17 protein-coding genes and 1 riboswitch are annotated in these 19396 nt (G+C 64.9%); of the genes, 4 read left to right on the forward strand and 13 right to left on the reverse strand.

The features are described 5' to 3' along the window. Nucleotides 1-33: 33 nt before the first annotated feature. Nucleotides 34-411: a hypothetical protein gene (locus J8I26_RS00825; protein WP_209603175.1), complete on the reverse strand. Its 378-nt coding sequence runs from the start codon at nucleotides 409-411 to the stop codon at nucleotides 34-36. A gap of 41 nt (nucleotides 412-452) precedes the next feature. After that, nucleotides 453-726, forward strand: a riboswitch (cobalamin riboswitch). A gap of 65 nt (nucleotides 727-791) precedes the next feature. Between J8I26_RS00825 and J8I26_RS00830 the strand changes: the two genes are divergently transcribed. From J8I26_RS00830 to J8I26_RS00840, 3 genes are read left to right on the forward strand one after another with little or no spacing between them, the layout of a single operon-like run. Beyond that, entirely contained in the window at nucleotides 792-2756 is a 1965-nt protein-coding gene (locus J8I26_RS00830; protein WP_209603177.1) for a TonB-dependent receptor, read from the forward strand. 44 nt (nucleotides 2757-2800) lie between these two features. Continuing rightward, entirely contained in the window at nucleotides 2801-3784 is a 984-nt protein-coding gene (locus J8I26_RS00835) for an iron ABC transporter permease (protein ID WP_209603179.1), read from the forward strand. After that, nucleotides 3781-4575 carry an ABC transporter ATP-binding protein gene (locus J8I26_RS00840; RefSeq protein ID WP_209603181.1) on the forward strand — a complete coding sequence of 265 codons (795 nt, stop codon included), beginning with the start codon at nucleotides 3781-3783 and terminating at the stop codon, nucleotides 4573-4575. The genes J8I26_RS00835 and J8I26_RS00840 overlap by 4 nt, the downstream gene beginning before the upstream one ends. Before the next feature lie 85 nt (nucleotides 4576-4660). On the opposite strand, the gene J8I26_RS00845 is transcribed toward J8I26_RS00840, so the two are convergent. The 5 genes from J8I26_RS00845 to J8I26_RS00865 all read right to left on the reverse strand — a co-directional run bounded on the left by J8I26_RS00845 (nucleotide 4661) and on the right by J8I26_RS00865 (nucleotide 10671). Beyond that, nucleotides 4661-7039 carry an autotransporter outer membrane beta-barrel domain-containing protein gene (locus J8I26_RS00845; RefSeq protein ID WP_209603182.1) on the reverse strand — a complete coding sequence of 793 codons (2379 nt, stop codon included), beginning with the start codon at nucleotides 7037-7039 and terminating at the stop codon, nucleotides 4661-4663. A gap of 662 nt (nucleotides 7040-7701) precedes the next feature. Beyond that, the gene (locus tag J8I26_RS00850) at nucleotides 7702-8580 is read right to left on the reverse strand and encodes a cobalamin-binding protein (RefSeq protein WP_209604711.1); all 879 of its coding nucleotides are present in this window, start codon (nucleotides 8578-8580) and stop codon (nucleotides 7702-7704) included. Between the two features lie 56 nt (nucleotides 8581-8636). Next, complete coding sequence (panC, locus tag J8I26_RS00855) at nucleotides 8637-9476, reverse strand: pantoate--beta-alanine ligase (RefSeq protein ID WP_209603184.1); 840 nt, start codon at nucleotides 9474-9476, stop codon at nucleotides 8637-8639. A 91-nt stretch (nucleotides 9477-9567) separates the two neighbouring features. Next, nucleotides 9568-10461, reverse strand: coding sequence for a ScpA family protein (locus tag J8I26_RS00860; RefSeq protein WP_209603186.1), 894 nt, complete (start codon nucleotides 10459-10461; stop codon nucleotides 9568-9570). Nucleotides 10462-10467: 6 nt separating this feature from the next. Next, nucleotides 10468-10671 (reverse strand): DUF3460 family protein, encoded by a 204-nt coding sequence (locus J8I26_RS00865; RefSeq protein ID WP_209603188.1) that lies wholly within the window; start codon nucleotides 10669-10671, stop codon nucleotides 10468-10470. 71 nt (nucleotides 10672-10742) lie between these two features. On the opposite strand from J8I26_RS00865, the gene J8I26_RS00870 reads away from it, so the two are divergent. Next, nucleotides 10743-11270, forward strand: coding sequence for an outer membrane protein assembly factor BamE (locus J8I26_RS00870; RefSeq protein ID WP_245200007.1), 528 nt, complete (start codon nucleotides 10743-10745; stop codon nucleotides 11268-11270). 265 nt (nucleotides 11271-11535) lie between these two features. Here the strand turns inward: J8I26_RS00870 and J8I26_RS00875 are convergent, their stop codons facing one another. The 7 genes from J8I26_RS00875 to J8I26_RS00905 all read right to left on the reverse strand — a co-directional run bounded on the left by J8I26_RS00875 (nucleotide 11536) and on the right by J8I26_RS00905 (nucleotide 19345). Further along, nucleotides 11536-13233, reverse strand: coding sequence for a Na/Pi cotransporter family protein (locus tag J8I26_RS00875; RefSeq protein WP_245200008.1), 1698 nt, complete (start codon nucleotides 13231-13233; stop codon nucleotides 11536-11538). Next, nucleotides 13233-14033, reverse strand: a complete 801-nt coding sequence (locus tag J8I26_RS00880; RefSeq protein WP_209604715.1) for an HAD-IIB family hydrolase — start codon at nucleotides 14031-14033, stop codon at nucleotides 13233-13235. The genes J8I26_RS00875 and J8I26_RS00880 overlap by 1 nt, the downstream gene beginning before the upstream one ends. 2 nt (nucleotides 14034-14035) lie before the next feature. Beyond that, on the reverse strand, nucleotides 14036-14914 hold the full coding sequence (locus tag J8I26_RS00885; protein ID WP_209603190.1) for an endonuclease/exonuclease/phosphatase family protein: 879 nt from the start codon (nucleotides 14912-14914) through the stop codon (nucleotides 14036-14038). Between the two features lie 157 nt (nucleotides 14915-15071). Next, entirely contained in the window at nucleotides 15072-15905 is an 834-nt protein-coding gene (locus J8I26_RS00890) for a carbohydrate ABC transporter permease (protein WP_209603192.1), read from the reverse strand. Then, on the reverse strand, nucleotides 15902-16777 hold the full coding sequence (locus tag J8I26_RS00895; protein ID WP_209603194.1) for a sugar ABC transporter permease: 876 nt from the start codon (nucleotides 16775-16777) through the stop codon (nucleotides 15902-15904). Before J8I26_RS00895 ends, J8I26_RS00890 begins: the two co-directional genes overlap by 4 nt. 115 nt (nucleotides 16778-16892) lie before the next feature. Next, nucleotides 16893-18185, reverse strand: a complete 1293-nt coding sequence (locus J8I26_RS00900) for an ABC transporter substrate-binding protein (protein WP_209603195.1) — start codon at nucleotides 18183-18185, stop codon at nucleotides 16893-16895. An 83-nt stretch (nucleotides 18186-18268) separates the two neighbouring features. Continuing rightward, nucleotides 18269-19345 carry an ABC transporter ATP-binding protein gene (locus J8I26_RS00905; RefSeq protein WP_209603197.1) on the reverse strand — a complete coding sequence of 359 codons (1077 nt, stop codon included), beginning with the start codon at nucleotides 19343-19345 and terminating at the stop codon, nucleotides 18269-18271. Nucleotides 19346-19396 lie beyond the last annotated feature (51 nt).

The following is a 19396-nucleotide window of genomic DNA, read 5'->3' on the forward strand; positions in this document are numbered from 1 at the left end:
CCTACAAATTTGGTGCAGTTCTTTACGCCGGGATCACCCGTGGCGATGGATCTGATGAGTCGTTTCCGGGGTGCCGGCTTGCCCTTGGGGCAATAACGGCGCGCCAAGCCTGAGTCTGAAGGCCAAGGGCCGCGATTCCGACTGACGGCACGCAATTCGCGCAGCCATTGCGCAAGGCTCCACAATGCCGTTGGGCTTGAGTATATGGGCCGTGTTGGCCGTCTCATCGGCCAAACAGCGAGTGAAATCCCCCATTTGTTCCCATTTGTACGGCCTCAAGCCCTGTTGAATCCGCATGGATCCTGACAGAGCATCAAGCACTTTCCCCGATACATCTTTGCGACGTGGATCGAATTCTAACGAGCTTTTGCTCAAAAGCAATCCTTGCACACCGCATGCCTTGATTTTCATCAGCTAACTTGATGCGAACTTGTTACAAAACCATGTCGCGCATACAATTGCGCGGTTTTGGTGCCCGCCGGCGTGCTCTCGCCGGCAGTTAAACGGGAAACACAACGCCCAAGCAGCTTGCATGTCCGTGCAGGCGATCCGGGTCAAGGTGTGCTGCCCCCGCAACGGTAATCAGGCGCCGGCATTCGATACGTATCGTTCCGTCTTGCCCGCAATTCATCCCCACGCCACTGTGCGCGCCGCGCGAGCCGCCGCATGGGAAGGCCGATGGAGACGCCTGAAGCCCGGATACCGGCCAGAACGGGAGGAGGCCCCAGCGGTCGTCCGTGGAATCCGGCTTGCGGGGAGGCAAACCGGAGAATGTCAATGTCAGCCATTTCATGAAGTCAAACACTACCCAGCCGCGTCGTCGCACCGGCCAGCCCGCGACCTTGCGCGCCACCTTCACTTTCACCCTGTGCGCCCTGGCCGCGTGGGGGCAGTCCGCCCACGCCCAGAGCACCGACAACGCGCTGGCGCCGGTGGTGGTGTCGGCCTCGCGCTTTGCCAACGACCCGGCCTTCCCGCCAGTGGCGGCCACCGTCATCAGCGCCGAGCAGATCCGCGAAGCCGGCATCGACAACGCCAACGAGGCGATCCGCAAGCTGGGCGGCGTATACGGCCGCCAGAGCACCGCCGGCCCCAACGATTTTCCGCTGGACCTGCGCGGCTTCGGCTCCAATGGCGACCTGAACATGGTGGTGCTGGTGGACGGCGTGCGCATTTCCGAAAATGAGCTGACCACGCCGCTGCTGTCGTCCATTCCCATCGAAACCATCGAACGCATCGAGATCGTGCGCGGCGGCAGCAGCGTGCTGTACGGCGCCGGCGCCACCGGCGGCACCATCCAGATCATCACCAGGCGCCCGCAGGCCAACGCCGGCCACGGCAGCATCGTGGGCGAGGTCGGCAGCGACGGCCAGCGCGCCGGTCGCGCCTTCGTCGCGCGCGGCTGGGACAACATGTCCATCGACGCCAGCTATGCCAAGGCGCACAAGGACGGCTACCGTGACAACAGCCAGTCCAACCAGGAAAACTTCAGCACCACCTTGCAATGGTTCACCAGCGACTGGCGTTTCGGCCTGCGCGCGAATCTGGCGCGCGCCGATTACGGCCTGGCCGGCGGCCTGACGCAGGCGAAGTACGATGCCAATGCGCGCCAGGCAGATACGCCGCGCGACTACGGCTCCTATGACAACGACAGCATCACCGCTTTCCTGGAGCGCCGCTTCGGCAGCATCGACGTGGCTGCCGAGTTGTCGCATCGGGAAAAGATCTCCCGCTCCAATTACGTTTCCAGCAGCTACCAGGCGCAGTCGGACATCCGCGGCACCCAGTTCTCGCCGCGCATCCGCCAGGTGCTGCAGGGGGCGCGCCTGAAGAACGAGTTTATCGCCGGCGTCGACCTGTCCGAATGGAGCAACCACACGACCAACACCTACGGCAAGACGGACGCTGCCCAGCGTGCCAAGGCCGCCTACCTGCGTGATGAGGTCGAGCTGGATCGCAATGCGCGCATCGCCGCCGGCGTGCGCCGCGAGGTGTTCAGCCAGAGCAGCGTCTCCGGCGGCTATGGCAAAAACACTGCCGTCAACGCCTGGGATCTGCAGGCGAGCTATGCGCCGTTATCCCTCTTGCGCGCCTTCGCCAAGGTCGGCCAAAGCTATCGCATGGCGGTGCCCGACGAGAACAACGGCTTCACCACGGACAAGCTGCTCAAGGCGCAGGTCTCGCACGACCTGGAGCTGGGCGCGACCTGGGGCGGCGTGGACCGCCAGCTGACCGCGCGCTGGTTCCGTCATCGCCTGCGCGATGAGATCTATTACAACCCCTTGACCTTCACCAACGTCAACCTGGATCCGACCCGTCATCAGGGCGTAGAGCTGGAAGGGCGCTTGCGCGTGAGTGAAACGGTGGTGCTCAACGCCACCTATCAGCATGTGGACGCCAAGTTCACCGACGGCGCCAACAGCGGCAAGGAGCTGGTGCTGATTCCCAAGAACACGCTCAATGCGCGGGTTAACTGGAAATCCGGCAATCACAGCGCGGACGCCGGCGTGCGCTGGGCCGACCGCCAACGCGTAGGCGACGATTTCACCAATGCCTGCACGAAGATGCCGTCCTACACTGCGCTCGACGCCCGCTATGCGTTGCGTGTGCAGTCGTGGGAGTTCGCGCTGGTCGGCACCAACCTGGCGGATCGTCGCTACTACTCGCAGGCCTACCGATGCTCGGGCGGCGCCATCTCGGGTATCTATCCGGAAGACGGACGAGCGGTAAAATTCACCGCCCGCTATGACTTCTGATGCAGCGGCCTTTCTTTTTTTCCTGACATGAGGCCACCCCGCCGATGCGACGCCTGATCCTGTTGTTGTCAGCCTTGCTGCTGTTGTCGGCGTGCGCGCTGGCGGCGGCCAGCCTGTGCGGCAGCACCGGTTGCCTGCGTCCCTCGGCGTCGGCCGATACCGTGTCGCTGATGCTGTCGCTGCGCGTGCCGCGCGCGCTGACGGCGTTTGCCGTGGGCGGCCTGCTGGCCCTGGCCGGCGCGCTGATGCAGGTGCTGCTGCGTAATCCGCTGGCCGATCCCTATGTATTGGGGCTGTCGGGCGGCTCGGCGGCCGGTGCCTTGCTGGCGATGCTGGCGGCCTTGTCCTTCGGCCTGCCAGTGCGCGCAGTTACCGCACCCGGCGCCTTGCTGGGGGCCGCCGTGGCGGTGTTGCTGCTGTTCGGGCTGGTGCGACAATCGCTACGCCAGCTGGCCTTGTCGCCGCTGCTGTCCAGCCAGCGCCTGCTGTTGACCGGCGTGATGCTGGCGGCGGGCTTCGGCGCCATCATTTCCCTCTCGCTGTCGGTCGCGCCGGATTCGCAATTGCGCGGCATGGTGTTCTGGCTGATCGGCGACCTCGACGATGCGCGCCTGTTGCCGCTGGCCGCCATCGTGCTACTGCTGGCGTTGCTGTGGGCGCAGCGGCATGCGGCCTCGCTGAACCTGCTGGCGCGCGGCGAGAGCTTTGCCCAGTTGCTGGGCGTGCCGGTGCTGCGCCTGCGCGTGATGACCTTGTGCGCGGCCTCGGCGGCTACGGCCGCTGCGGTGGCCATGGCCGGCACCATCGGTTTTGTCGGCCTGGTAGTGCCGCACACCTTGCGCCTGCTGATCGGCAACGACCAGCGGCTGCTGCTGCCGGCCTCGGTGCTGGCCGGCGGCGCCGGCCTCACGCTGGCCGACCTGACCGCACGCACCGTGGTCGCGCCGGTCCAGTTGCCGGTGGGCGTCATCACCGCGCTGGTCGGGGTGCCGGTGTTCCTGTGGTTGCTGGCGCGGAGCCGCACGTGAGCGCCGGCGATGTGGTGCTGCAGGCGCGACAACTGGCCTTGCGCGTGTCCGGACGCAGCCTGCTGGAAGGCTTCGACTGGCAGGTGCGCGCCGGCGAGTTCTGGTGCGTGCTGGGGCGCAACGGCATCGGCAAGAGCAGCCTGCTGCATGCCGCCGCCGGTTTGGCCAAGCCCGCCGGTGGCGAATTCCTGTTGTCCGGTGCGCCGCTGTCGTCACTCTCGGCGATGCAGATGGCCAGGCGTCGCGGCCTGCTGCTGCAACAGCAGCACGACGCGTTTTCGATGCCTGTGGCCGACGCCGTAATGGCGGGCCGCTTTGCCGCCGGTGGCGGCTGGGCCGATGAAAATGAACAGCGCGCACTGGCGCTGGCGGCCTTGGCGCAGGTCGGCTTGCCTCACCTGGCGTCGTCCGACCTGCTCAAGCTCTCCGGCGGCGAGCGCCAGCGCGTGGGCATCGCCACCTTGCTGCTGCAGGACCCCAGGCTCTGCCTGCTGGACGAGCCGACCTCGCATCAGGACATCTCCGCCCAGCTCGATGTGATGGGCCTCTTGCGCTCGCTGGCCGGCGAGGGCCGGGCGGTGGTCGCCAGCTGCCACGACATCAACCTGGCACGTCGCTTCGCCACGCACGTGCTGCTGCTGGGGCCGCAAGTCCGGCAGGGGACGGTGGCCGAGGTCATGTGCCCGGACTGGCTGGGGGAGGCGTTCGGTTGTCGGTTCTCAATGGTGGGCGCGGCGGGGGCGGAGCTGTTCGTGCCCGACGCAGGCGACAAAGCCGGCATGACGCCATAGAGGCGGAAGAGACGGAACGAAAAAAGAAAAGGATCCCTCCTCTCGGAGGGATCCTTTTTTTCAAGGCCTGCCTGAAGGGTCTTACTTACCAGTGGTAACGGTAGCCGACCTGACCCGCAGCACCTTCACGCGACTCGCCGCCGAACTGATGCTGGTACTTCACGCTGGCATACAGGCGGCTGTTTGGCGCCAGTTCGCCGGTCATGCCGATGCCGATTTCACCCCAGGTCTTGTTGGTGTCGGCGCTGAGCGCGTCGCTACCCGCGGTGACCGTCGCCGCGCCGGTGAAGTCGTGCAGTACGTCAACGCTCAGGTAGGGCGCTGCCGAACGCGGCGTCTTGCCGTTTTCCATCTCGCGGAACAGGCGCATGCCGACCCGGCCGCGCACGGCGTTTTGCGCCTGGCTGCTGATGTTCGCGGCGTAGTCCTGGAAGTTGTCCAGTTTCAGGTATTGGTAGATCAGCTGCGCCTGCGGCTCGATGCGCAGGCTGTTGCCCGCGATCAGTTCCAGCGGCTTGCCCACTTCGGCCGACAGCGCCACGCCGGTACCCTTGTTGGCGGCCTGGCGCGCGCGCGCATCCTTGTACTCGTTCCGGTAGAACGTGACTTGCCCGTTCAGGTCGAGATAGCCGCCGTCGGCGCGATAGGTGCTCCAGTAAGCGCCCACGCCCACGGCCTTGCTGTTGACGCTGCCGGTGCTGCCGTTCTGGCCCCACATGGCGCGCAGATTGTCGGAAATGCCGGCGTTGGTTTCACCCAGCGTCAGCGTCGCGCCCGCATGGGTGCCGGCGCCCTTGGTTGCCGTGGCAAGCGTCCAGTCGCTGCCGAACTGCATGAAGGTGGTGCTGGCGCTGGAATGCAGGTCGTTGGAGGTGTCTTGGCTCAGCTGCGATCCGTTGAGGCGGGCCCAGACCGACTGGCCGCCGCCGAGTTTGGTTTCGGCGCGATCCTGGTTGGCCATGTCGCCGGCGCGTTCCTGCAGGCTGCCGATGGCGGCGTAGCCGTAGTTCAGGTTCATGCCCGGCGCCAGCATATAGCCGGGGATGGCCGAACGATAGGTCGAGCCCAGATACACATCCTTGCCGGATTGATGCAGCAGGTAGTCATAGCTGCCGCTTTCCACCGGCGACGCGTTGGCCAGCCGGAAGCTGGCGCCGTTGTTGCCGTCCACCTGCACCAGGCGGATGTTGTTCTTGCCGTGGACGGCGGGGCCGGTGTTGTTGACGGTCACGGCGTAGACGCCGCTGGCGTTGCCGGTGATATGCAGGCTGTCGGCGACGTTCTGGCTCGCCACGGTGTTCATCGTGATGTTGCCGCCGGCGCCGCTCAAGGAATTTGCCGTGATGGATTTGCCGGCCGGCACCACGTAGTTGATGGTGCCGTTGTTCATCGCCAGCGTCGTCACATCCGAGTTGCCGGTGACGTTCCAGGTGCTGTTGTTCAGCGTGATGGGCGCCGGATCGATGCTGCCGGTGAACGTACTGCCGTTCTGCAGGATGAAGCTGAGAACGGTGCCGTTGGGAGCCCGTTGTTTGACCGGCACGGAATAGTCGTTGTCCCTCAGGTTGCCGATGATGGTGCTGTTGTCGACCACCAGGTTGAGCGTGCTGTTGCGCAGCGCTTCGATATCGCCTTGCAGGACGCTATGGTTCTTCACGAGGACGTTGGCGCTGCTGTTGTCCTGCACGGCCAGGGCGCGGCTGTGCGAACCCTGGGCTTTGACGACCGTGTTGTCGAGCGTGATGCTGTTGGGGGTGTTGGCGTTCTTACTCTGGCTGACCTGGATGCCGTCGGCGCCGGCCCCGGTGGTGGTGATGGAAGAGTTGGTCAGCGAGACGGTATGGCCGTTCGCGGCGGCATTGGCGCCGGTCAGGAAGATCCCATGCTGTTGCAGGCCGGTGGTGACGATGGCCTCATTGTTCTTGATGATATTGGCGAACTGGGTTTGGTCTGCATTCCGGATCGCCGAGGTGTGCCAGTTGGCGTGGCGATCGCCGTTGACGTCGCCCGGCTTGCGGTCCTGGAACCAGTAGTACAAGGGCATGCCGTTATAGGCCAGCTGCGATTTTCCGTCGTCGCGCGTGATGATGCTGAACGGTCCGGTGACCGCCAGCGTGGGATCGACGATCAGCGGCGGCCAAGCAACAGCGCAGCCGCCGTTGCAGACGCTTCTGCCAGGATTGGCCAGGTCCGGATCGAAGGTGTACAGGCTGAAGCCCTGGTAGGCAGGCGTCTTCGGATCGTTGACGCTGACCAGCATGTTGTTGACCTGTTGCACGGTGCCAGTGGTGTCGGTCACGGTCGTGGTCATGGTGGTATAGCCGGTGCTGCTGCTGCCGCTGAAGGCCGTTTGCGCCCAGCCGGACGTGGTGGCGACGCCCAGGCCCAGCGCCAACGACACAGCGAGAGAGAGTTTGTTCAGGGACGGCGAAACAACATTGTTGCGAGACTGCTTTTTACTCATGGTCTATCCAAAAAATTTGCGCAAAGAATTTCAAATAAATGTCATCCCCCGCTGAAACTCAGCAGCAGAGCGCGTTTGCGGATCGGAAGGAAATGACGCGGCATTGCCAAGGCGTTGCCAGGGGCTGTAGACGGAAGGCGGCACCGGTTATTCCATGCGGAAGCCGTGGAATGAATGAAAAAGTAAAAAGCAAAAACTATTGCTGCTGATTGCCGAAAAAACGTCGGCAACATCACGGATGAATGAACGACAGCCGTTTGAAATCGGCGCTCAAAATTGATGTGGCGGCAGCTGTCCGGCGCCGGCGAATGCGCGGACGTTTTTTGTCTGGAAGCAGAGGGATTGACAACGGGGATCGACGACAAGGGCGGTCGATAGCGCTGCTTTGGTCAGGTGAAACCTGCCGGCTTGATGGCATCAAGGCGTGATGCCGAATTCGCAAGACATGGGGTTAAGAAAAGACAGCGCAATCCCGCGCAGGGGCAGGGCGCGGCAATCGGGAGCGGCCGTTCTGATGCCGGGGTCAGGGAAGGCGCCAGCGCAGGCAGGGCTGCGTGTCACGCGCGTTTGCCTGCGCAAGCAGGAGCGGGGAAGGCCGGTGCACTTGCCGTACCGGCGGTGGTCGGATCGCTACCGGATCCTTGTTTTGTTCGCTGCGCCGATCACTGCCGCGCCTGCTCCAGCTTTGCGCACACCTGCGCGGTGGCGTCCAGGATGCGCGGCCCGGCGCGATTGAGCCAATCGGCATTGACGGTATAGAGATGCGCATCGCGCACCGCACGCAGGCGGGGGAACTGGCGCCAGCGTTCCAGTGGCTGGTCCTTCGCGTCGCTGGGGCTGAGGATGACTTGCGGATCCGCAGCCAGCACGGCCTCTACGCTGACAGTGGGCGCCAGTTGCGGCAGGCCGGCAAAGATATTGCGGCCGCCGCACAGCGTCAGCACCGACGACACCATGTGCTGGCCGTTGAGCGTCATCAGCGGCTGGCTCCAGATCTGGTAGAACACGCTGACCTCGGCGCGGCCCCGGTATTGCGCCTGCAGCGCTTGCCAGCGCGTGCGGAAGTCGCGCGCGGCGGCCTGGCCTGCGGCGTCGCTGCCGGCCAGGTGCGCGAGCTTTTCCAGCGCGTCGGCGATCATGCCGAAGTCGGCCGGCTGGCTTTCATAGACGGGGATGCCGAACTCGCGCAGGCGCGCCAGTTGTGAGGGTTTGTTGCCGCTGTGCCAGCCGACGATGAGGTCGGGCTTCAGGCTCAGCACGCGCTCCAGATCCAGCGCGGCGAAGCTGCCCACGGATGGGAGGCGGGTTGCGGCGGCGGGGTAGTCGCTGAAGTTGCTGGCGCCGACCAGCCTGTCGCCGGCGCCGGCGGCGTACAGCAATTCGGTCACGTGCGGCGCCAGGCTGACGATGCGCCTGGCCGGTTGCGCCAGCGCGACCTCGTTGCCGAGGTCGTCCTTGACGGTGACAACGGCGGCGTGGGCGGGGGAGAAGAACGGGGAGAGCGAGGCGGCGACAGCCAGTACGGCCAGCGCGGCCGGCATGGCGCGCGCCGGCAGCAAGCGCGCGCAGCGCAGGACGCCGGCTGCCGCGCGCATGCTCAGATTTCCAGGTTGTCGATCAGGCGGGTGTTGCCCAGCTTGGCCGCTGCCAGGGTGACCAGCGGCGCGCCTTGCGCGATGTCGGCGGCCGACGGCGGTTGCAGGTCGATGCGCTTGCGCACGGCCACATAGTCGGGCTGCCAGCCGCGCTCGGCCAGCACCGCCATGGCGCGGCGCTCGACCTCGGCCGGATTGGCCTGGCCGCTGCGGATCTCGTTGGCGACGTCGTTCAGGACTTTGTACAGCAGCGGCGCCTCGGCGCGTTCCTCGGTCGACAGGTAGCCGTTGCGTGAGGACAGCGCCAGGCCGTCTTCGGCGCGATAGGTTTCGGCGCCGACGATCTCGGTGGGCAGCGCGAACTGGCGCGCCATGTTGCGCACGATCATCAGCTGTTGGTAATCCTTCTTGCCGAACACCGCCACGCGCGGCTGCACGCAGGAGAACAGCTTCATCACCACGGTCGACACGCCGGTGAAGAAACCGGGACGGAATTCGCCCTCCAGGATGTTGCCCAGGTCGTCCGGCGGCTGCACGCGGTATTCCTGCGGCTCCGGATACATGTCCTTCTCGGTCGGCGCGAACAGCACGTAGACGCCTTCCTTTTCCAGCTTCTCGACGTCGGCCTGGAAGGTGCGCGGATATTTGTCGAAGTCCTCGTTGGGGCCGAACTGCAGACGGTTCACGAAGATCGAGGCCACCACCGGGTCGCCGTGGGTGCGCGCCAGGCGCATCAGCGAGAGGTGGCCTTCGTGCAGGTTGCCCATGGTGGCCACGAAGGCGGTGCGCAGCTGGCCGCGCAGGTGGTCGCGGAGTTCTTCGATCGAGGAAATGATTTTCATGCGGTGTTCTCTGGTTGGAGGGCGGCGCGGCGGCCGCCCGGAATCAGTGTTTGGCGCGGCAGCGCGCCTCACCTCGTCTTACCTCGCCGACTCAGCTCGGCGAGTACGACAGTCTGACATAGATGGGCGCGAAGGCTTCGGCCTGGGTGATTTCGATCAGCGTTTCCTTGGCCAGCTCGAGCAGGGCGATGAAGTTCACCACCATCACCGGCACGCCGCGCCTGGGATCGAACAGGTCGGCGAACTCGACGAAGCGGGCCGACTGCAGGCGACGCAGGATGCCGGTCATGTGCTCGCGCACCGACAGTTCCTCGCGGCTGATCTGGTGGTGCGCGGTCAGCTTGGCGCGTTTGAGGATGTCGGCCCAGACGGCCTTGAGGTCGTCCATGTTGACTTCCGGCCAGCGGGTGACCACGGTCTGCTCGATATGCACCTGGGTGCGCACGTAGTCGCGGCCGACCTGCGGCAACTGATCCAGCTCCTGCGCGGCCAGCTTGATCTGTTCATACTCCAGCAGGCGTCGCACCAGCTCGGCGCGGGGATCTTCCGGCTCTTCACCGGTGTCGGCCTTCTTGGCCGGCAGCAGCATGCGCGACTTGATCTCGATGAGCATGGCCGCCATCAGCAGGTATTCCGCCGCCAGCTCCAGGTTCTGCTTGCGGATCTGTTCGACGTAATCGAGATACTGGCGGGTCACCTGGGCCATCGGGATGTCCAGGATGTTGAAGTTTTGCTTGCGGATCAGGTACAGCAGCAGGTCGAGCGGACCCTGGAAGGCTTCCAGGAAGACTTCCAGCGCATCGGGCGGGATGTAGAGATCGTTGGGCAGCTGGAACAGCGGCTCGCCATAGAGCTTGGCCAGCGCGACGCCGTCGACCACGTCAGGCGTGGTGTCCTGCTGGCCGGCCGGCGTGATCTCGATGGAGTCGGTATTGCGTTGCTCCCCGGTCTGTTCGACCGGTTCGCTGCCTGCGTTCTGCGACATGCGGAATTAGTGGTTCTGGTAGACGTAGGGCTGCTGGGCCACGCGCGAGGCCTTGTCGCGTGAAGTCTTGTCCAGGTCGATCGGTTCCTTGTCCCACAGCAGGGCGCGGCCGGCGCGCTGCGATTCTTCCAGCTTCGGATTCTTCTGCTTCAGCTCGTCGATGAAGTGGGTGATTTCCGATACGTAGGTGGTCTTTTTTCCGAAGATCATGATAGGTTTCAGGCCGAATGTTACACAGAGGGCAGTATTTTACCCTTTCTTTATCAGGGATAATCAATTCCATGACGACACGATTGACGCAAATGATTCGCCGCTGCGCCGCCACCGCCGGCGCCTTGGTTGCCGCGCTGGCAATGTTGGGCTGCGACCGCAACGGCAATCCCATCGAGGAATTCGGTTTGGACAAGCTGCAAAAAGGCGTTTCCAGCGAGGCCGACGTGCGCGGCGTGATGGGTGAGCCCGCCACCGTCTGGGATGACGGCAACGGCGCCCGCACGCTGGAATACCCCAAGGGGCCGGAAGGCATCCGCACCTGGATGTTCGCCATCGGCGCCTCGGGCACCCTGGTTGACTACCGGCAAGTATTGACCCAAGAGCATTTCGACGCCATCCGCGCCGGTATGAGCGCCGACGAGATTCGCCGCCAGTTCGGCCGCCCGCGCAGCGTGGTGCAGTTCGCCCGCAAGAACGAGGAAGTGTGGGACTGGAAGTATCGTTATGTGAACGAGGATCGCCTGTTCAACGTGCACTTTGATATCGACACCAGGAAGGTGGTGCGCATGTCGATCTCGGAGATTTCGGGGCATTGAGCCGCCTTGGCCTGGCGGCCGCCTGCGGAAAACGCCATTGGGCCCCTGCTTTCGCAGGGGCGACCGCGGTAAATTTCAGGTGGCCTGTCGTCCCTGCGAAAGCAGGGACCCAGTGTCGTTTGTCGCGCGCCTCGTCGGCCTGTCACTTATTTCGGAGCATTAAGTCGCCTTGACCCAGCGTCGTTCGTCGCGCGCCTCAACCGCTTGCCACAGGAATAAGCGACACCGGATGCTGCACCGGACTCGCTGATTGACAAGACCACCCTCACGGCGGCGAATAATCCCCGGCCCGCGCGGCCATGGCCCGTTCCAGATCTTCGCCGCGGCCGGTGTCCATGCGGCTGCGACGCAGCAGGCCGGCCTCGTCCAGCACCGCATATGCGGTCGAGCAGAACAGCGAGTGCATGCGCTTCATGTCGCTGATCAGGTCCAGGTGCAGCGAGCTGGTCTCGATGCTCTGGCGCGTCTCCCCGGCCAGGCGCACCAGGTGGGTCTTGGCGTAGGCGCGCTCGAGGTCGCGGAAGGCTTCCTTTTCGGCCAGCAGTTTCTGGGCGCTCCTGAGGTCGCTCTCCAGGAACACCGACAGCCCGAGCTGCAGGCTGGCCAGCAGGCGCGTATGCATTTCGCAGACCTCCTGCATGCCTGCGTCGGAGAAGGTGCGCTGCGGAGCGATCTTCTTGTTTTCCAGGCCCTTGACGATGCGCACGATGATGTCGCCGGCCTGCTCCAGGTTGATGGTCAGCGTGATGACATCGGTCCAGCGTCGCACCTCGCGGGCCGAGAGCTCCTCGCGCGAGACGCGTGCCAGGTACATCTTCACTTCGGTATAGAGCTTGTCGACGTCGTCGTCGAGCCGGCGGATCTGGCCGGCGCGAATGGTATCGTTTTCACGAATGACCGGCAAAAGGCTGTGCAGCATCTTTTCGATCATGTCGCCGATGCGCAGCACCTCGCGCGAGGCGTTGGCCAGGGCCAGCGTAGGCGTATCGATGGCGGCCGGGTCGAGGTGGTGCGGGCGCACGGTGTCGTCGTCCAGCGGGTTCTCCGGCAGCAGTCGCTCGCACAGACGCGCCATCGGCTCCACCAGCGGCAGCAGCAGGCCGCAGCGCACGCTGTTGTAGATCACGTGGAACGCCACCACGCCGAAGCGAAGGTCGTTGGAAAACTGCGCGATCACCAGCTCCAGATGGTTGATGAAGGGCAGCACGATGATCGCGCCCGACAGGCGAAACAGCATACTGCCCAGCGCTACGCGCCGGCCGGCCACGTTCTGGCTGGCCGCCGACAGCAGGGCGGTAACGCCGCTGCCCAGGTTGGCGCCGATCACCAGGCACAGCGCCACCTTCATCGAGATGATGCCGGAGGTGGTCAGCGTGGCCGCCAGCAGCACCGCGGCCAGGCTGGAATAGGTCAGCATGGCGAACACGGCGCCGATCAGGGTATCGAGCAGCACGTCGCCGGTGAGGGAGGAGAACAGCACCTTGATGCCGGCTGCGTGCATCATCGGCTGGGTGGCGGCGGTAATCAGTTCCAGCGCCAGCAGGATCAGGCCCAGGCCGATCACCGCGCGTCCCAGGCGCCCGGCCGAGGTATGGCGGCGCGACAGATAAACCACCACGCCACCGAAGATCAGCAGCGGCGACAGCCAGGAGAGGTCGAAGCTGAGCACGCCTGTCATCAGCGCCGTGCCCACGTCCGCGCCCAGCATGATGGCTAGCGCCGGCGTCAGGCCGACCAGCCCCTGCGCCACGAAGGAGCAGACGATGACGGCCGTGGCATTGCTGCTCTGGACCAGGCTGGTCACGCCCACGCCGGCCGAGAACGCCAGCCAGCGCTTGTGGATGCTGGTAGAGAGGATGCGGCGCAGCTGCGCGCCGTAGACCCGCAGCACATCGGTGCGCACAATGTGCGTGCCCCATACCAGCAGGGCCAGCGCCGACATCAGGTGCAGCAGCGTGATCATCAGTGCGCGGCCAGCAGGTGGCGGGCCAGCTCGGCGAAGCCGGCGCCGTAGGGCTGGGCGGTGACGTAGTTGGGTTCGTGCGCCAGGCGGCCGGCGAAGTCCTGCACATTGGCCACGCCCACCGACAAGGGGAAGTAGGCGAACATCGGCGCGTCGTTGGGCGAATCCCCGGCGAACACGCAACGGCGACGCTCAGTGGCGTCGGCGATGTCCACGCCGTAGCGTTCGCGCATCATCAGGCGCGCCATCGTGAGTTTGTCGTAATCCCCGAACCATCCATTTACGTGGATGGAGCTGATCTTCGCTGTCATTCCTTCTTCCTCCATGATCCGTACGATGCGTTCGACCGCGGCGCGCGGCAGCGGCGGCACGTCTTCACAGAAGTCTATCGCCAGATCGTACTGGCGGCAAAACTGATCCGACGCCACCGCGCATCCCGGCACCTCCCGCAGGATGCGTTCGCGCGCCAGCTCCAGCCGCCGGGCATTGCCGGCGCGGCTTTCGTCATCCAGCAGATGGCGCGTGCGCAGTTTGCCGGCGACATGGTCGCGCCACATATACAGCGCCCCGTTTTCGCCGATGATACCCTCGACCGGCCACAGCCTTGCGATCTGGTCGCACCAGCCGGCCGGGCGTCCGGTCACCGGGATCACGCGCAGGCCGGCATGCTGCAGCGCTTCCAGCGCCTCGTAGGCCAGCGCGCTGAGCTTGCCTTCAGTGGTCAGCGTGTCGTCGATGTCGGTGAACACGGTAGTCACCGGCAGATGCGGCGTATGCGGCATCTGCGCCAGCGGCTGCATGCTCACGCGCGCAGCTCCAGCAATTGCGGCTGGTGATCCGACGCCTTGGTGTAGCCGTCCACGACAAAGCCGTGGAGATGCGGCAGCAGGTCTTCGCTGGCGAAGATGAAGTCGCAAGTGAAGGCCTCCGGCCACTGCTCGCGGTCATAGAGACCGACATTGATCGGATGCTTCCGGTTCCCGTAAAGATGTTGCCAGGCGTCGACCAGGCGCGGCACGTGCGGCGAGACCTCGCCGTCGGCATCGGTGAAGGGCGCTTGCAGGCGCGCATGCAGCGGGTCCTCAGGGCGGAAGTTGAAGTCGCCGGTGAGGATGGTTTTGGTCGCGTGCGGGAAGGCGTGGTAGGGCGTGCCGCGACGCTCGGCCGCCATCTCGCCGGCGGCGCGGCCGCAGGTCTCTTCATGACAGCGGCGGATCGCCTTGATCTGCGCTTTACGTTGCAGCGCGGAATAGTATTCGAGGTGGGTGTTCATCACGCGCAGCGGGCCCAGCGGCGTATCCAGCGTCACCTCCAGCAGCGTGCGCGGCATGCTGATCACGGCCGGGTCGACCGGCCACGGCAGCTGGTGGCGCAGCACCCGCAGCACCGGATAGCGCGACAGGATCATGTTGCCGAAGCAGCGGCGCCCGCCGTCGGGGCCGATGACGTCGACGCCGGCGATGGGCGTCGGGGTGAACTCCGGCAGCAGCCGGGCGAACTCCTCGAACTGGTTTTCGCCGCGGCTGCCGGCCAGCGCCGGCGCCGGGTAGCAGGCGCTCACCTCCTGCAGGCACAGCACGTCGAAGTCGCCCATGGCGCGGGCGTCGCGCACGATGCGTTCGGGCTCCACGCGGCCGTCAATGCCGCGGGCCCACTGGATGTTCCAGCTGATGAGTTTCATTGGTCTTCCTTGTCACCGGTGTAGCGGATGTCGTTATCGTTGTGGTGTGCTGCAGCGGATCTTTGCGGATCCGTCTTTATATTATTTAGATCATTTCTCGGCGCATTGCCGAAAATCGTCATGCGCTTGCCGGCGGGCAGCGCAGCGGCATCTTTGTTCAGCGAATGCCGGCGCGCATGAACGATTGCACGAACTGGCGCTGGAACAGCAGGAAGGCCAGCAGCAGCGGGGCCGAGGTCATCAGCGTGGCGGCCGTGATGATGGACCAGTCCACGCCCTGGTCGGTGGACGAGAACACCTGCAGGCCGACGGTCAACGGGCGCGACTCCACCGAGTTGGTGACGATCAGCGGCCACAGGAAGTTGTTCCAGTGGGTGCTGATCGAGACCAGGCCGAAGGCGATGTAGATCGGTTTGGCCAGCGGCACGTAGACCTGCATCAGCACTTGCAGCGCCGAGGCGCCCTCCACGGTGGCGGCTTCGTCCAGCTCGCGCGGTACGGTCTTGAAGGTCTGGCGCAACAGGAAAATGCCGAAGGCCGAGGCGAAGTAGGGCAGGCCGATCGAAAGGATGGTGTCGCGCAGGCCCAGCAGGTTCATGGTGTTGTAGTTCTCCACGATCAGGATGTCGGGCATCACCATCAGCTGCAGCAGCACCAGCATGAACATCAGGTTACTGCCGCGGAATTGGAAGCGGGCGAAGGCATAGGCCGCCAGCGTGGCCAGCACCATCTGCGCGGCCAGGATCATGGTGACCAGCAGGAAGGTGTTGAGGAAATAGCGCGGGAAGGGCGCGGCGTCCCAGGCGTTGGCGAAGTTCTTCAGCGTCAGCGGCGCGGCGAGCGAAAAGCGGGTAGCGAACTCGGCGGGATGGAAGGCGGTCCAGATCGCATACAGCAGCGGCAGCAGCCACAGCAAGCCCAGCACCCAGGCCGACAGGGTTTCCAGCGCGCGGTTGCGTTCGCCGAAGGGGTTTGAGGTGTGCGAGATCATTGGTAATGGGTCCTGCGGTCGAGGATGCGGAACTTGATGAAGGCGATCACGCCCAGCATGGCCAGCAGCACCACGGTCAGCGCAGCGGCGTAGGACGAGTCCCAGAAGGCGAAGCCGACTTCGTAGATGTAGTACAGCAAGAGCGAGCTGGCGTTGTCCGGCCCGCCCTTGGTCATCACCACGATGTGGTCGACCAGGCGGAAGGAGTTGATCAAGGCGTTGATCAGCACGAACAGCGTGGTCGGCATCAAGAGCGGGAACTGCACCATCCGGAAGTATTGCCAGCGCGTCGCGCCTTCCAGGCCGGCAGCTTCGGCCAGCACCGGCGAGATCTGCTGCAGCGCGGCCAGATAGAAGATCATGAAGAAGCCGGCTTCCTTCCAGATCGCCACCACCATCATGGCGCCCAGTACGGTATCCGGGTTGCCCAGCCAATTGTGCGAAGGTAGGCCGAGCGCGCCGGTGATCTGCTCCAGCAGGCCGTATTGCGGCGTGTAGAAGAACAGCCAGATGTTGGCCACCGCGATCATCGGCAGCACGGTCGGGGTGAAGTAGGCCAGGCGCAGCAGGCCGCGGCCCATCAGGCGGTCGTTGACCCACAGCGCCATCAGGATGGCCAGCGCGATGGACACCGGGATGGTGCCCAGCGCGAACCAGAGGTTGTTGAAGAAGGCGCGCCAGAACACCGGATCGTCGGCCAGCAGCGCATAGTTTTCCAGGCCGACGAAGACCGCCGGGCGGTCGCCCTTGGGCGTGGAAAAGAAGCTGTGCCAGACCGTCGCCACGGCCGGGTAATGCGTGAAGGCGACCAGCAGCACCATGGCCGGCAACAGCAGCAGCCAGGGCGTGATGGAGGAATGGGTTCGGTTCATGGCTCACCTATGCGCCGGCGTCGGCGCAACATGGAATCTCGATGTGAAGCTGATCCGGTCCGCCGCGCGCAAGCGACGGACCGGTTGTTGCTTGTTGCTAGTCGCTACTGCAGGATCAGCGACCGTAGGAACGCAGGATGCGATCCGACTCGCGCTGGGCATCCTTCAACGCCGCTTCAGGCGTCTTGGTGCCGGACAGGGCAGCCTGCAGGTTGTCGTTCAGGGCCTTGGTCACGCGCTGGTTGTCGTGCGTGGACAGCTCGGCCACGCCGTACTTCATCTGCTCGCGCGCCACGTCGGCGGCCGGCACTTCCTGCAGGTACTTCTTCATTTCCGGGGTGTCCCAGGCGTCCTGGCGCGGGGCCACGTAGCCGGTGGCGATCGACCATTGTGCGGCGCGCGCCGGCTCGGCGGCGAAGCGGATGAACTTCAGCGCCGCGGCCTGCTGCTCAGGCGAGGTCTTGTTGAAGACGTAGAAGTTGCCGCCGCCGGTCGGGCTGCCCGGATGCTTGATGCCCGGCAGCATCGCCACGCCGAAGGGGAAGGTGGCGTTGGTGCGGATGTTGGTCAGGTTGCCGGTGGTGGTCCACACCATGGCGGCCTTCTGCTCCAGGAAGTCCTTGGGCGTGGTGCCCCACTCGATCGAACCGGCCGGCATCACCTTGTCCTTGGTGGTCAGGTCGACCCAGTGTTGCAGGGCCTGCACCGAACCCGGCTTGTCGAAATAGGTCTTGGTGCCGGCGCTGTTCATCAGGATGGTGTCGTTGGATGCCGCCATGGCCTGGAACATCCAGTAGCCGAAGCCGGTCGACGGGATCTTCACGCCCCACTGGCTGACGTTGCCCGAAGCGTCGCGCTTGGTCAGCTTCTTGGCGGCCTCGACCATTTCGGCCCAGCTGGCAGGCGCCTTTTCCGGGTTCAGGCCGGCTTCCTTGAACAGGGCCTTGTTGTAGTACATGACGATGGTCGAGCGCTGGAACGGGATGCCCCAGGTCTTGCCGTCGGTCTGGCTGTTTTCCATGAAGCCCTTGTAGAAGCCGTCGATCCACTTCTTGTCGTCGGCCGACTTGGCCAGGGTGTCGATGGAAACGATGGCCTGTTCATCGATCAGCGTGAACAGGTCGGTCGACAGCAGCACCGCCAGCGTGGGTGGAGTGCCGCTCTTGAACGCGGTCAGCGCCTTGACGATGCTCTCCTGATAGGTGCCGGCATAGACTGCCTTGACCTTGATATCGGGATTGGCCTTCTCGAAGTCGGCCACCATGCCGTCGATGGTCTTGGTGACCGCGCCGCCGACGGCGACCGGGTAGTAGAAGCTGATTTCGACCGGGTTGGCGGCAAAGGCATTGGCGCCGAAGGCGGCGGCTAAGGCCAGTGCGGCCGCGGATTTCAGAATTGCTCTACGCATGATTGCGTCTCTCCCATAAGGTTGAAAGGTTGGCTGCAACTTGGTGGCTGCTATTGCTCTGGGTCTCACTCTGACGTTACCGGTTACTGGGGACGGCGGCGCATCCCGGACTGCCTGTCGAAGAAATACTGATCCTGCGCATTCCAGCCCAGTCGCACCTGGTCGCCCGCGCGCAGCGTAAGTTGGCCCGGGACGCGCGCCAGCAGGCTGGCGCCGCCCGCTGTTGCGCCGACCTTGGCGCCGACGATGGTGTCGGCGCCGAAATATTCCACCGTCTGTACCACCGCCGCGACGCCGGCATGGCCGTCGCCGACCAGGCGGATGTGTTCCGGGCGTAGGCCGAGCTGCCATTGTTCGTCGCCGGGCGACACGGCCGACACGGCGGGGCCGCCGCAGCCCTCGATCACCAGGCCGCCGGCGCCTGTGGCCAGCGGCAGGATGTTCATCGGCGGCGTGCCGATGAAGCGCGCGGCGAATTCGGTGGCCGGCTGCGCGTACAGCTCGGCCGGCGGCGCGTTCTGCTCGATCCTGCCGTCGCGCAGCAGGATCACCTGGTCGGCCATGCTCATGGCTTCGGTCTGGTCGTGGGTGACGTAGATCATGGTCATGTTCAGCTGCTGCTGCAGCGCGCGGATTTCGCGGCGCATTTCCTGGCGCAGCTGGGCGTCGAGGTTGGACAGCGGCTCGTCCATGAGGCATACCGGGGCGTCGGCGATGATCGCGCGACCCAGCGCCACGCGCTGCTGCTGGCCGCCGGAGAGCTGGCCGGGGCGGCGGTCCAGCAGGTGCGACAGGCCGAGGATGTCGGCCACGCGCTGCAGGCGCGCCTCGAAATTCTGCTTGGGTTCGCGGCGTACGCGCACGCCGAACAGGATGTTGTCGCGCACGTTCAGGTGCGGGAACAGCGCATAGGACTGGAACACCATGGCGATCTTGCGTTGCGCCGGCGGCAGCCGGGTGACGTCGCGCTCGCCGATGCGAATCGTGCCCGCGCTGGGCGTATCGAGCCCCGCGATCAGGCGCAGCGTGGTCGACTTGCCGCAGCCGGAGGGGCCCAGCAGCACGGTGAAGTCACCCGACTTCACGTCGAAGGCTATGCCTTTTACCGCCTGGGCGTCGCCCCAGTTTTTGGTGATCCCCTGCAAGGAAATTGCTGCCATCCCGTATCCCTTATTTGTAGTGCGTCAAGCCGGCTTGCCGACGGCGAGGGC

The sequence above is a fragment of the Herbaspirillum sp. LeCh32-8 genome (assembly GCF_017814915.1).
Lineage (GTDB): Bacteria > Pseudomonadota > Gammaproteobacteria > Burkholderiales > Burkholderiaceae_D > Herbaspirillum.

Excerpts from the sequence above, each read along its gene's own strand:
- J8I26_RS00890 (WP_209603192.1), bottom strand. The coding sequence starts at position 15,905 with ATGATCTCGCACACCTCAAACCCCTTCGGCGAACGCAACCGCGCGCTG.
- panC (WP_209603184.1), bottom strand. The coding sequence starts at position 9,476 with ATGAAAATCATTTCCTCGATCGAAGAACTCCGCGACCACCTGCGCGGC.
- J8I26_RS00850 (WP_209604711.1), bottom strand. The coding sequence starts at position 8,580 with ATGCCGGCCGCGCTGGCCGTACTGGCTGTCGCCGCCTCGCTCTCCCCG.
- J8I26_RS00860 (WP_209603186.1), bottom strand. The coding sequence starts at position 10,461 with ATGTCGCAGAACGCAGGCAGCGAACCGGTCGAACAGACCGGGGAGCAA.
- J8I26_RS00865 (WP_209603188.1), bottom strand. The coding sequence starts at position 10,671 with ATGATCTTCGGAAAAAAGACCACCTACGTATCGGAAATCACCCACTTC.
- J8I26_RS00870 (WP_245200007.1), top strand. The coding sequence starts at position 10,743 with ATGACGACACGATTGACGCAAATGATTCGCCGCTGCGCCGCCACCGCC.
- J8I26_RS00845 (WP_209603182.1), bottom strand. The coding sequence starts at position 7,039 with ATGAGTAAAAAGCAGTCTCGCAACAATGTTGTTTCGCCGTCCCTGAAC.
- J8I26_RS00875 (WP_245200008.1), bottom strand. The coding sequence starts at position 13,233 with ATGATCACGCTGCTGCACCTGATGTCGGCGCTGGCCCTGCTGGTATGG.
- J8I26_RS00905 (WP_209603197.1), bottom strand. The coding sequence starts at position 19,345 with ATGGCAGCAATTTCCTTGCAGGGGATCACCAAAAACTGGGGCGACGCC.
- J8I26_RS00895 (WP_209603194.1), bottom strand. The coding sequence starts at position 16,777 with ATGAACCGAACCCATTCCTCCATCACGCCCTGGCTGCTGCTGTTGCCG.
- J8I26_RS00835 (WP_209603179.1), top strand. The coding sequence starts at position 2,801 with ATGCGACGCCTGATCCTGTTGTTGTCAGCCTTGCTGCTGTTGTCGGCG.
- J8I26_RS00885 (WP_209603190.1), bottom strand. The coding sequence starts at position 14,914 with ATGAAACTCATCAGCTGGAACATCCAGTGGGCCCGCGGCATTGACGGC.
- J8I26_RS00825 (WP_209603175.1), bottom strand. The coding sequence starts at position 411 with ATGAAAATCAAGGCATGCGGTGTGCAAGGATTGCTTTTGAGCAAAAGC.
- J8I26_RS00900 (WP_209603195.1), bottom strand. The coding sequence starts at position 18,185 with ATGCGTAGAGCAATTCTGAAATCCGCGGCCGCACTGGCCTTAGCCGCC.
- J8I26_RS00830 (WP_209603177.1), top strand. The coding sequence starts at position 792 with ATGAAGTCAAACACTACCCAGCCGCGTCGTCGCACCGGCCAGCCCGCG.
- J8I26_RS00880 (WP_209604715.1), bottom strand. The coding sequence starts at position 14,033 with ATGCAGCCGCTGGCGCAGATGCCGCATACGCCGCATCTGCCGGTGACT.